The following is a 12,081-nucleotide window of genomic DNA, read 5'->3' on the forward strand; positions in this document are numbered from 1 at the left end:
ACAGATTAACAATTATGTATATTACATAGAAGCATTCAATATAATGCTTTTATATTCATTCAGTAGTGGAAATTTATTGTCAATTGCTATGTTAATAATCTCATCTGCAGGATAACTAATTCTTCTATTTACTAAATTAACTCTACCTTCAACAAAATCTAAAACTCCATAGGATATTCTATTATCACCATCAAGTGAATTACCTATACTTCCCACATTAAATATAATTTTACCATCTACTTCACCAATAAAAGAAGTATGGGAGTGCCCGCTTAAAATAAGTTGTTCTTCTACACCTTTTATTGCTTTCTTGATTTCTTCTTCTGAAACACTGCTATCTAATGCTTCAACTATGGATTGAGGTGTTCCATGAACACAAAGTATGCTAATTCCATTTATATTAATCGAACACTCTAATGGTAATTCTTTAAGAAATACTATTTGTTCTTCTTTCAACTTATCCTTTGCATATTTATAGTATAAATTTAGTTCATATTCTCTTCTTGTTGAAGGTATCCAAACATCTGTAATTTCTTCAAGCCATAAATCTGTATTTCCTTTAATCCATGCTATAATTTCTAAATCCTTATCTTTTAGCATTTCAAGTGACTTCAAAGGCATAGGCCCCTTCATTATAATATCTCCTAAAATGATAACTTTTTTAATACCTAAACTTTTCAAATCATTTATTGCATATTCTAATGCTATTCCATTACCGTGAATATCAGATAAAACTGCCACCTTCATAAAATTTCTCCTTAATTTATATATTTAGTTTCTTCGTAATAATTTACTGTTGCGACACACTTTAAGAAAATTATGAATTAACTAAGCGATAAATTGGAAATTTAACTGTGTAGTGCTTTAATATATCGTATATTTTTTATAATCAAATCTGATTTCCACCAATTCTTGCTAATGTTCCATTGTTCAGGATAATCTGTCCATGACCATGTAATACCCCATGTACCATCTAATTCTTGAGTATTTAAAATAAATTCACATTCATAATCGCATATTACTTTATTCTCCATATAGAAATCGCTTGTTTTAGTATCTATGAATAAAGATGGTTTACATACATAATCAACTGTCCACTTTGATGTGTCATATGTTATAACATGTTGAATCTGTTCGTGTAGTAAAGTACTGAATTCATCTATATCCAAAAGATTGTTAATTGAACATTCTTTTATATACTCATATAATTCAACAAAGCAAGAAACAGTGTGCATAGATTCCATAGGAAAATTCACCTTAAAATAACTGTATGCTTCTTTAGCAAGGACACAAGCCAATTCAAAAAGTTTGCTATTTTTATCTGCAAATTTCAATATAAAACCAATAAAACATGCTGTAGGATTATATGATGTTTCCTGATAAGGTTCGAAATTCCACCAAGGTGCATGAGGATAATCATTGTTAGTAGCTACTGCATTTGACCATGTATGTCCATCAAAATCCTTTCCTGAGGACAAATAACTCAATACTCCTTGTATAATTGGGTGATTTTTATCCTTCAGATTTATCTCTTTAATGATTTCCGTGGCAACCCACGTTTGCACTGGAGATGAATTAGGATTCCAACAATCTGGCTCAAGTGCATTTCCAAAGCCTCCATCCTCATTTTGGTATGCAATTAATGCTGTCAGAACATCTTCGTTGCTCCCGTTTTCAAACAGGTATTTCCATCTTGCTATATCAAGTGGTCTAGCATTCTTATAAATAAAGTTCCTAGATTGTTCATAATACATAATCAAACCTCCATTTAATTTTAATGATAAATAACTATTTATCTGTTAGTTAAATAGTAATCATTTCTTCACAATAATTTACAATGGTGAAATAACTCCAGATTATAATTCATATACTTTTTATACTACACCTCTGCAAATTGGAATTTATCTAACTTTTTCAATTTTACTTATTTCAAAACCATTATCCAAATAAAGCTTTAAAGCCTTCTCATTCCATTTTGCAACATGAAGAATTATTGGCTTATCGTTTTTATTTCTAATATGTTTAATTGACCAAAGCAAAAGCTTCTTTCCAACACCCTTATTTTGATAACTTTTATTAACTATTAAATCATCTATCTCATTTCCATAGCAGGCAACTGAACCTATCACTGTATTATCATTCCACAGAACATAGATGTTTTTCTTTTTATCATCTAATTTTTCAATTCCTGAATAAAAATTATATGGTTCTATCTCTAAGGCTTTTCTCATATCAAAGAAACATTGATTATATACTTTTTCATATTGAGGATAAAATTCATCTTTAAATACTTCTAACTTTATATCTGTTTCTTGAACAGCTTTACTCGTAAACTGCATCTCATATGCTATTATTTCCATCATCTTTTCTCCCCTACAAATTATAATTTATCTGCTAACTTATAAATAATCTTTACCCCACCGTCTAGAATGTTGCGGCATAAATTTAACATTAATTTTGGCTTCTCTTTGATTTTATAGCGAAAATAACTAAATTAATTAACACAATAAAGAGAAATAAATCCAAAAAAATGTGATAAGTATCTTTTATTAAAAATTGACTTGAAGGCGATATTATATGATGCGTTTCCTTAAAAAAACTATTGTAGCTTTCTATTCTTTTCTGAGATTTAAAATACATTGAATATTGAATTAAGCACCAAAAAGAAACAAAAGATAATAGTATATATTTACCTATTTTATCTTTCACGATAAATATAATAAAGCAGATTACAAAAATTACCCACCATATAATATCTATAGGCTCATCCCTGATAGCCGACTCAACAAGATAGAAATTTCCGATTTTCATCCCAAGAATATCAAGTGTGAACCAAAAAAATAATACCGATACTAAAATATTTGTTGTTTTTTTCATATAAGACTCCTTTATTTTAATATTATAAATGTCCAATAAAATGCATTAGCCTTTAGATCTGTTCCTGGCATTTCTTTCGAACAAACTAGACATTTTATAATTTTACTCACATCATACAAAAGAATATATTATCAATACTTTAAAATTTAATCCCTTTTACTCTTTTCTAATTGATTTAGAATATCATCTAACTTTTTATCCATTTGTTTATTTCTATTTAGAAACTTCTTTATCTCTTTTATACCTTTGATTATTCCAATTACCATTGCAGCTATTATTGCAAAATTAATCCAATTCATAACTAGTGTCATATAATTAATTTCCATGCACTACTTCCTCACATTCTGTAATCATAAAATCTTACTATTCCAAACATTGCCATACACTTATTATATTATAATTGTATTTTTTTACAAGTTTTTCATATATCTATATTAATACCATTACCTAATAAGCCAATACTTTTAAAATGATGATATTAATATACTTAAAGTAAAAGAAAATCTACGTTTTAACTAACCGCATTTAATCAAGTTTTTATATCTCCTATATTCCTTTCAGCTTGAAGCAATTAATATCTTTTGATTAGGGCGTGTCTGAAAACAAAAATTTGCACAAAATCTAAGTTTTAGATAAAATAAAAGAAAAACTTAGAGGTAACTATTATGGTACAAAAGCGTTATGAAATATCTGATGAACAATGGAATCAAATAAAAGATCAATTTCCAATAGCAAAAACCGGACGTCCTCCAATTGATAATAGGATTATGCTCAATGCAATCTTATGGATCTCACGAAGCGGAGCCGCATGGCGTGACTTACCATAACGCTTTGGTTCATGGAAAACCGTATATAGCCGTTTTTGCAAGTGGCGTGATGACGGTACTTTATTATCCCTTTTTAAGGAATTAAATTCCGAAGCAGATTATGAAAATCTAAGCATTGATTCCACTTACATAAAAGCTCACCAGCATAGTGCAGGTGCTAAAAAAGGGCTATAAATCACGAAACAAAACAGCATATTGGACTAAGCCATGGTGGACATACAACAAAAATCCATGCAATTGTCGATGGTATTTGTAATCCAGTCTATTTTCAATTGTCTTCTGGTAACTTACATGACAGTACGCTTGCCGTGGATGTTCTTTCAAATATTGATATAACAGGTAGCAATGTTTTAGGTGATAAAGCCTATGGCACAAAGGAAATCAGAGAATACATTGATTAAAAAGAAGCCTTCTATACAATTCCACCTAAATCAAATGCAAAGAATCCATGGCCTTGTGACTGGTGGACTTATAAGGAACGCCATTTAGTTGAATGTTTCTTTAATAAAATCAAGCATTTCCGCAGAATTTCAACTCGCTATGACAAGTTTGCGTCTTCTTTTCTTGCTTTTGTTTATGTTGCGTCTATTTTGGTTTTGTCAAAATAGTATAGGCGATATTGTTTTCAGACACGCCCTATTTTTTCTTAAAATAAAATCTTCTATTTTCTCTCATATATCCTTTATAGGAGGTGATTAATATGGAGATAAGTGAATTAATGAACCTTATGGTTAACAATGACTTTCCTGTAGCAGTTTCAGCATATTTACTGATACGCTTAGAGAAACAAATAGTTAGCTTATCAAGTTCCATTAACAAGTTAAATACCATCATATCAGCAAAACTTGGAGTTGCTCTAGATGTAGATTCTAGTGATGATTCTCATAAAGTGGCATGAGTAAAAAGGCGATAAACATTATTTTTATGTTTATCGCCTTTTAAAAATTTCTTATAGATTAATTCTAAAACTAAGTAGTTTAATTTGAATTCAGATTATAAAGTTATACACTAGTTAAGAATATTGCAAATCATCTCAACAATGTATTGTATTTCGTCCTAATATTCTTTTATCTGATAGCTAGCAGCAGTAGCACCCCTCTTCTTCAAGTAGAACATAAGGCTGCTAGCTCCTGGACGAGGTGCCCCTTGAGGGCATAAGTTCAACTAAATTCAGGTGGAGTATAAAACTCCACCTGAAAAGTTTCACTTTATATTATTGGTACACAAATTTCACAGAAATGCTTATTTATCATTTGTATCGCATATCTTTCAATTATAGGTCTTCTATCATCAAACTCGTAATCTCTTTTTGATAACTCTGAAAATATCTCATCCCATGCTTTTTGCATATCCTCTGCCGTATGACTTATTTTAAATACGCAATACTTTCCACCAATAATTTTCCCAAAATTAATATACTTATTATCAACCTTAAATTCATCCGAAACAACTAAGCATGTATCATAACGACAATCCTTAGGTTCTGTAAGCTTAGGATTATCTTGGGCTATTCCTAATATGATTGAAGTTTCATTAAATAAATTTTCTTCTCTAGCCCAACTTTTTAATTGCTCCATTATTTGCACATTCTCTGGACCATAAGGACCTGTTCTTCGTATATAAGCAATTTCACATGATGATATCATTTCAATACTAATGTCCATAATATACCTTCTCTTTTAATATAGTACATCGATGCCTGAACTCATCATATAATGCTTTAAAATGTATTTCAACTTATTTTTTAAAATTGTCAAATAACAATTTATAATACTCCCAATTCCATTGTTATTTATAATTTAATCAATCATTACAATATCAAATGTAAATGGAAATTCCTCAGCTTTTCTATTTTCAAAATCAATTTTATATCCAGTTCCATCTTTATAAAAGAAACCTTGTTTTAATTCTATTTTTATATAGCACATATTTTCATCACTTTCATTATTGTGAGCAAAATACCAGGGTTCAAATGCCTTTGTCAACTTTTCTCTAATTCTAAGATTTTCTTCTAATAATGGATGTCCAATATTATGAGCAATTCCAGTAAAACGATATAATTTATTGCACATTGTGATTTTAGGATTATTCTCAATCTCTTTTACTTTCTGTGATTTTGCATAAGAAACAATATAAAATGCACTTTTATCATAAAAAGTATCTACAAACCTAACAGATGGAGTATTATCATTTGATGTTGCTAAAGCAAATTGATAATCTTTTGCAAATAATTCTTCTAAAACATTTAAACTTTTTTCGTAGGTGGTCATTTCTAATATCTCCTTTACAAATTGGAATTTGCCCACTTCTCTTCATGCTCATTTTATGCCCCCTTATACCAACTAGGAACGGGATTTTGCATATTATTATACCATTCCAGAACTTCTTTAGCTTGATTTTTCATGGTGTCAATTTCACTTTGCCCAAATGGAATTGCCCAAGGTATAGATGATAGGGTATTGCTTGAAATGTATAATGCAAGCAATCGCCAAAAATCCATTGGTACATTTCCATAAAAATAGCCATTTACCATCCCTGAAGCAAAAAGTGGCGATTTTTGTACACACCAAACAATTCGATTAAATTCCTCCCATGGATCACCAAAATCATCTCTATCAAAGTCAATAATTTGAAGCTTGCCATCATAATCAATCATCATATTACCTACATGATAATCACCGTGCTGATAGCATTGTGGGCGATTTTTCAACAAATAGCGGTTCGCATTTATATAGTCAATAAAAAATTGTCCGTTTTCATATTTTATAGGGCAATCTTTATACATTTGGATTTTTCGCTCGATTTTACGATTAAATCGTGCCTCCCATTCCTCCTGCGTATTAGGCGCTGGGATAGTATGAATATGTTTTAGTATTTGACCAGCCTCAATTCCATAAGAATACTGTTCAGTATCAGTTAACGTCGTAAGGATCTCTTCGAAATCCTTTCCTTCAATCCAACTTTGCAGGAAATATACACCTTCGTCACAAGTGCCAAATTCAATAGGCTTACACATAGGAACACCGAGCGCTTCTACACACTGCATCATTTCAAATTCAACCCTCTTGCGGTCCTGTTTCTCTATTGTTGAAATACGTAACAAATACTTTTTCCCATAAGGTGTTGTAACACAATATTTTTTATCATCTGACCATCCTTTTTCAATCAGTATCCTGGTATTAAAGTCATATATAGGCAATCCTACTCACCTCCTTCGAAAAATGCAGATATTCTGTTAGACAAATTACAATTTATCTATGCCTTTTTTAATAATCTTTATTTCGCCTTATTTGCTATTATGAATCAATTATAACATATTTTGTAAGTATGGAATTATAAAATACAAGAGGTTTCTTATTCTGCGCTTACTTTCCAAACAGTTAAAATTTTAATATTATCATATAATAATGGAATCTAAATAATGTTGATATTTTATATCAATCTTAGTTAGTTATATATAAACTTATTTATTACATCGAACATCTTTAACTCAATAGCTTCATTTTCTTTAGCCATTTTGAATGCAGCTTCTAAATTATTCTGAGAATATAAATCCCAGTAATTTATCTTTAAATAATTATCAATTACAGTTATTACGGCTTTTGAGTCGTTCATAATTTTTAAATCAAATCCCATTGCTCCACACCCTATAGCGTTAATACTATCTTTGTCTTTTTTTTCATTAATTTCTCTCATTATAAATATCCCCCTTTTATTCTTTTAACTTTTCTTTTTTAATCATATACTTCTACAACAACCCTTATCTTTAATAATATGACCTTCATTCTCAAGTTTATCTAAATATCTTTGAATACTTCCAGTTGAAGCTAAACCTGAAAAATCCTGTATTTCTCGAATCGTTGGAGGAATTATATTTTGAAAAGAATCCATTTACATCTTTCAATATCATATTTAAGTTCAAATATCTTCTCAATTTCTCCTATAATCGCACTGCAAGTAAATGACCACATTTTATTGCCACATAATTTTTCTAAGTCAGTGCTTATTATTTTTAATATCTTTACAACTTGAACCTTGTTTTCTTCTTCGATTCTAAATCTTATTGGATTAATTCTCCCATCTTTCTTAAAGTAAGCTATCATTTCAACTTCTTTAGAAACAACTTTCATTTTCTACACTTCCTCTACTACAACAAACTGCTCATCATAGGATAATCCTCATGCGAACCCGTTCCACCATTTATGGGTCTCACTCCTGAGTGTAGAAAAGTTGATCTAATTACACATTCTTTACCGTATTTATTCCTTAAATCATCTAGTGTTTTATCTAATTTCCTTTGTTTTTCACTTTTTTGAAAATCAAATAAAGTCTCTTGAAAATATTCATTACTAGAGAGTTTAGTTACTCTTATTCCTAATTGTCTTATTTTTTCACCTTTCCAAACCTCTTTAAATGCTTCTTTTACACCTTCAAAAATAACTTCTGTTGAATCTGTATGATTATTTAGTTGCTTTTGATGGGAATAATGAGCAAATTGATTTGTTTTAATACTTACTGCAACAAGACGGCATAAACTGTTGCTATCTCTAAGTCTCATAGCCACGCTTTCGGTAAGCGATAAGAGTATTTTGAAAGCTTCATCCATAGTTTCAACATCATATGCAATTGTAGTCGAATTTCCTATTCCCTTGATTTCAAGATAATTTGATTTTCTTACTTCAGAATAATCAACTCCATTAGCATATTCATATATAAGCTTTCCATGGGAATGTAATTTATTAATTAATAGGTTTACATCGGTATGTGCTAAATCACCAATGGTATTAATATTCAATTTGTGCAGCTTTGCAGAACTTGCGCGACCAACCATAAATAAATCTTCTACTGGCAAATCCCACATTTTCAAAGGCATTTCATGTTTAAACAAAGTATGAATAGTGTTTTTCGGTTTAAAATCGCTAGCCATTTTAGCAAGTAGCTTATTAGTGGAAATTCCAATGTTACAATTAAATCCAAGTTCTTCACTAATTCTCATTTTAAGCCTCATTGCTATTCTTTTATAATTATCTTTAAAATGACTACAATCCATGAAGCATTCATCTATGCTATACCTTTGAATTTTAGGAGAATATTCGCATAACATTTCATATAAGGCATCACTTGATTTAACATAGTGGTTATAATCCGGTGGATATATAGCAAGATCCTTGCATTTAAGCTTTGCTTCAAAGATAGATTCTCCGGTTTTAATTCCATATTTTTTAGCAGGTATTGAAGCCGCAAGTATTATACCATGTCTGTTTTCTTCACTACCACCAATTACTGAAGGAATATTTCTAATATCAAGAGTACTTCCATATTGAAGCATTTTAACTGCTGTCCATGAAAGGTAGGCAGAATTTACATCAACGTGGAAAATTAATTTGTCATCATCACTAACCATATAATCACTCCAAACGCATGTTCTCTTTAAGTTATTATACAGAACGCATGTTCTATTGTAAAGGGATTAATTTCTTTTTTACTAAACTTTTTATCCAAATAAAGTAAGACCAAAAAATTAATTTTGGCCTTAATTAAATATTCATTTAATTAATTTATTACCTACGTTACTTTACACAAACATCACAAGGATAAGTTTTAGTACAATTTGAAGCTGGACCTTCTAAAACATTTTTACTTTTAGCAAGAGTTCTACAATTTCTATTATGCTGAATACACAACCTTACATTCCAGCCATTAAGCAACCCTTATATACATAGATTTATAGACTTTCATAAATAAAAAATTATTATAACTAAAATTCTATAGCGATCCTGATTAATAACATGTTTTTCAAAATAAAAATCTCCTGCATTATAAAATACAAGAGAATTTCTTATGTCGCTTTATACTCACGCTTAAAAAGTAAGTATAATAGCATATTAATTTACCTTAAATCTTCTTCTATTTGAGAAACGGGAATGTACGTAGCTTTATCTCTTGGACTTAAAAACCATTGTTCAACTGTATTTATCCATTTTTTAAAATGTTCAGTTTTAACGTGTTCATTTATATCTTCTTCCGATTTATAGCCCTCATAAAGTAAAAATTTCGTTGGATCGTCTTTACATTGAAAGAAGTCAAAACATATAATTCCTTTTTCCTTTAATGAATTATTTTGATTTTCTTTAGTTGCTTCAATAAATTCCTTTATATACTCTGTTTTTAAATAAAGTGTCACACTTTTTACTATCATAGTTAAATTCCCCTTTATATACTATAATAAAACTTTTATAAATTAATTATAACATATATTGTAAATATCGCATTATCTAATTTTTAAAGTATCATTTCCTGAATATACATTCACTGCAAATGTATATTCAGGAATAATTATTGTCAGTTGAGATACTAGCTTCCTCAAAAGTTTCACGTTTTGCAGATTGGAGTGGCGTTTCTCCATCTTCACCACCACCAACAATAAACTTCCATACTTGCATATCCGACCTATGAAATACAGCATACTTTATTATATTATCTTGAATTATATATTGTATGACCAAAACTTAATATTTTGCTTTCTCCTTTTTTACATATACCTGTCCACTATGTTATTTACCTTTTATCATCTTACTATCAAGTATAGTATAATTAGCTCTATGAATATACAATGTTTTTCCATCTATGTTTATTCGAGTCATTTTAGGTAAATCATCTGGTATGGTAACATAGACATCCTTTCCTTGATATACTCCTATAGGAATCCCCTGTTGTGAGCTTATAATAATTGTCTTTTCTTTTCCTATTTTATTTTTAACATCATTAACAAATCTATCAAGTGGAACATAACCGCCTCCCTTATCTACATTAACATCCTTTGGAGCATCATAACCTTCTATCATGTCTAATCCATTTTCAGCAAATATTACTGTATTCCCAACTTGAAACATTTGACTTCCATTAACTGTGACTTCTAATACTTCTGATTTAAATTCTGCAGATTTTTTGTCAAAATTATCATTACTTTGCAACAATCCTACTGTAACTTTGTTACCTTCTACGGTTAATGTTTTATTTCCATAATCATCATATGTGGTTACAGTAAATTGTTGTCCCACTAAATCACCTTTAATTTTCCCAGCTAAATCTTTTATCTTGGCACATCCAAATATAGATATTCCTATTAGAAAAATAGAAATAACAAGAACAATTAGTTTAAACCTTTTTTTCATTAACACATCCCCCCTTACTGATTATTGTATATAAAATTCTATAAAAATACAAATTCTTACTTTAAATTTCATTTTTTCATTACATTATCTTTTGAATGCGTCTAATATGCACAAGATAATGTGACAAGGAAATCTGCTTCGGAGACTGTGTAAAGCCGCTACTTTTAAAAGTTATTCTCAACTTTAACTGCATTATAATTTCCTGAATAAAAATAAATGTAGACTAAGTATCTCTACCCAATCTACGTTTAACGATTTGTATTTGTGCAATTCAGCCCAAAACTATTATATAAATCAATTATTATATTATCTATCAATTAATCAATTCATTTTTAACATATTCATTGATAGCATCTTCTTCACCTTTAAATATTTCTGTCAAATGTAATATAATTTCTTGATCTTCTTCCGGAAGGTCTTTTATTGTATCTTTGATTGTATCAATATTCACATATTTCATATAATAAAATCACCGCCTTAACGCTATTTACGAAATATTATATTGCATAAACCTTAAATAATTTATTGTATAAATCTTAGGAATTTCTTAAGACTATAATTGCTAATCTTTTATAGCTTGGCAGATCACCGGAAGACAGTAGATTCACAAACACTTTACTGTCTTTTACTCTTTCACATAGTTTTCTTTATTCACAATAATCTTAAATATAAATACATTGCTTATATAGTATAAATCTTTTCCATGTCAGTTTTAAACTCAACAAGTAAAAGCGGCAGTTACTTTCCCTAACTGCTGTTTTTCATAAAGAAATACAGCCAAATTAATGGCTGCTTAATAAAAGAGATCACTAATGAAAAAGCTTTCCTTAACATTAGCTGAATAAACAAAAATGTATAAATATTAGATTCACACAAATAATATTATAGAAATATAATCAAGGGAGTGATTAATGTGAAACATAACGAAAGTATCGGGTGTACAGTAGATGAATGTAAATACCATTGTAAAGATGATAATTATTGCACATTGAGTAAAATACAAGTAGGTACTCATGAATCAAAAGCCAAGAGTAAAGAATGTACTGATTGTAATTCTTTTGAACTCGGAATGTAAGAGAGTGTAAAATAGTCTGTGTAAACTTCATTAGGATGATATAATAAATTATCAAATGAAGGGAGCACAGGCTATGTCTTTATCTAGAGATGAATTAGTAAAATTAATTTTGAATAACTCTGATATA

At 29.4% G+C, this 12,081-nt stretch carries 18 protein-coding genes and 1 pseudogene; 3 read left to right on the forward strand and 16 right to left on the reverse strand.

The genetic code is table 11. From position 1 onward, the window contains the following. Nucleotides 1-21 precede the first annotated feature (21 nt). The 5 genes from CLCHR_RS13135 to CLCHR_RS13155 all read right to left on the reverse strand — a co-directional run bounded on the left by CLCHR_RS13135 (nt 22) and on the right by CLCHR_RS13155 (nt 3,203). Nucleotides 22-747: a metallophosphoesterase family protein gene (locus CLCHR_RS13135; protein ID WP_079440258.1), complete on the reverse strand. Its 726-nt coding sequence runs from the start codon at nt 745-747 to the stop codon at nt 22-24. A 101-nt stretch (nt 748-848) separates the two neighbouring features. Continuing rightward, nucleotides 849-1,754 (reverse strand): hypothetical protein, encoded by a 906-nt coding sequence (locus CLCHR_RS13140; RefSeq protein ID WP_079440259.1) that lies wholly within the window; start codon nt 1,752-1,754, stop codon nt 849-851. Nucleotides 1,755-1,901: 147 nt separating this feature from the next. Then, nucleotides 1,902-2,363: a GNAT family N-acetyltransferase gene (locus CLCHR_RS13145; RefSeq protein WP_079440260.1), complete on the reverse strand. Its 462-nt coding sequence runs from the start codon at nt 2,361-2,363 to the stop codon at nt 1,902-1,904. A gap of 88 nt (nt 2,364-2,451) precedes the next feature. After that, on the reverse strand, nt 2,452-2,877 hold the full coding sequence (locus CLCHR_RS13150; RefSeq protein ID WP_079440261.1) for a hypothetical protein: 426 nt from the start codon (nt 2,875-2,877) through the stop codon (nt 2,452-2,454). A gap of 146 nt (nt 2,878-3,023) precedes the next feature. After that, complete coding sequence (locus CLCHR_RS13155) at nt 3,024-3,203, reverse strand: hypothetical protein (protein WP_079440264.1); 180 nt, start codon at nt 3,201-3,203, stop codon at nt 3,024-3,026. Between the two features lie 336 nt (nt 3,204-3,539). On the opposite strand from CLCHR_RS13155, the pseudogene CLCHR_RS13160 reads away from it, so the two are divergent. Together CLCHR_RS13160 and CLCHR_RS13165 are read left to right on the forward strand one after the other, a co-directional pair. Further along, a pseudogene (locus CLCHR_RS13160) lies at nt 3,540-4,312 on the forward strand (IS5 family transposase). A 92-nt stretch (nt 4,313-4,404) separates the two neighbouring features. Then, nucleotides 4,405-4,602: a YvrJ family protein gene (locus tag CLCHR_RS13165; RefSeq protein WP_079440272.1), complete on the forward strand. Its 198-nt coding sequence runs from the start codon at nt 4,405-4,407 to the stop codon at nt 4,600-4,602. 310 nt (nt 4,603-4,912) lie between these two features. Here the strand turns inward: CLCHR_RS13165 and CLCHR_RS13170 are convergent, their stop codons facing one another. From CLCHR_RS13170 to CLCHR_RS24790, 11 genes are all read right to left on the reverse strand, one after another. Further along, the gene (locus CLCHR_RS13170) at nt 4,913-5,368 is read right to left on the reverse strand and encodes an AraC family transcriptional regulator (protein WP_079440274.1); all 456 of its coding nucleotides are present in this window, start codon (nt 5,366-5,368) and stop codon (nt 4,913-4,915) included. A gap of 135 nt (nt 5,369-5,503) precedes the next feature. Further along, on the reverse strand, nt 5,504-5,974 hold the full coding sequence (locus tag CLCHR_RS13175; RefSeq protein ID WP_079440276.1) for a pyridoxamine 5'-phosphate oxidase family protein: 471 nt from the start codon (nt 5,972-5,974) through the stop codon (nt 5,504-5,506). Between the two features lie 53 nt (nt 5,975-6,027). Continuing rightward, a complete protein-coding gene (locus CLCHR_RS13180) occupies nt 6,028-6,903 on the reverse strand; it encodes an aminoglycoside phosphotransferase family protein (protein WP_079440277.1) in 876 nt (291 codons plus the stop codon). Nucleotides 6,904-7,151: 248 nt separating this feature from the next. Continuing rightward, complete coding sequence (locus CLCHR_RS13185) at nt 7,152-7,400, reverse strand: hypothetical protein (protein WP_079440278.1); 249 nt, start codon at nt 7,398-7,400, stop codon at nt 7,152-7,154. Between the two features lie 42 nt (nt 7,401-7,442). After that, nucleotides 7,443-7,595 (reverse strand): LexA family protein, encoded by a 153-nt coding sequence (locus CLCHR_RS13190; protein ID WP_079440279.1) that lies wholly within the window; start codon nt 7,593-7,595, stop codon nt 7,443-7,445. Then, complete coding sequence (locus CLCHR_RS13195) at nt 7,574-7,834, reverse strand: hypothetical protein (protein ID WP_079440280.1); 261 nt, start codon at nt 7,832-7,834, stop codon at nt 7,574-7,576. Before CLCHR_RS13195 ends, CLCHR_RS13190 begins: the two co-directional genes overlap by 22 nt. 17 nt (nt 7,835-7,851) lie before the next feature. Then, complete coding sequence (locus tag CLCHR_RS13200) at nt 7,852-9,108, reverse strand: Y-family DNA polymerase (protein WP_079440281.1); 1,257 nt, start codon at nt 9,106-9,108, stop codon at nt 7,852-7,854. A gap of 486 nt (nt 9,109-9,594) precedes the next feature. After that, a complete protein-coding gene (locus CLCHR_RS13205; protein WP_079440296.1) occupies nt 9,595-9,903 on the reverse strand; it encodes a putative quinol monooxygenase in 309 nt (102 codons plus the stop codon). Between the two features lie 127 nt (nt 9,904-10,030). Continuing rightward, entirely contained in the window at nt 10,031-10,210 is a 180-nt protein-coding gene (locus tag CLCHR_RS13210) for an NUDIX domain-containing protein (protein WP_079440298.1), read from the reverse strand. Between the two features lie 48 nt (nt 10,211-10,258). Continuing rightward, a complete protein-coding gene (locus CLCHR_RS13215) occupies nt 10,259-10,879 on the reverse strand; it encodes a DUF5052 family protein (protein WP_079440300.1) in 621 nt (206 codons plus the stop codon). Between the two features lie 313 nt (nt 10,880-11,192). Further along, nucleotides 11,193-11,339 carry a hypothetical protein gene (locus CLCHR_RS24790; RefSeq protein WP_169896795.1) on the reverse strand — a complete coding sequence of 49 codons (147 nt, stop codon included), beginning with the start codon at nt 11,337-11,339 and terminating at the stop codon, nt 11,193-11,195. 453 nt (nt 11,340-11,792) lie between these two features. On the opposite strand from CLCHR_RS24790, the gene CLCHR_RS13220 reads away from it, so the two are divergent. Continuing rightward, nucleotides 11,793-11,954 carry a DUF1540 domain-containing protein gene (locus CLCHR_RS13220; RefSeq protein ID WP_079440301.1) on the forward strand — a complete coding sequence of 54 codons (162 nt, stop codon included), beginning with the start codon at nt 11,793-11,795 and terminating at the stop codon, nt 11,952-11,954. Nucleotides 11,955-12,081 lie beyond the last annotated feature (127 nt).

Origin of the sequence: Clostridium chromiireducens, assembly GCF_002029255.1 — a bacterium.
In the GTDB taxonomy this organism is placed as follows: Bacteria; Bacillota; Clostridia; order Clostridiales; family Clostridiaceae; genus Clostridium; species Clostridium chromiireducens.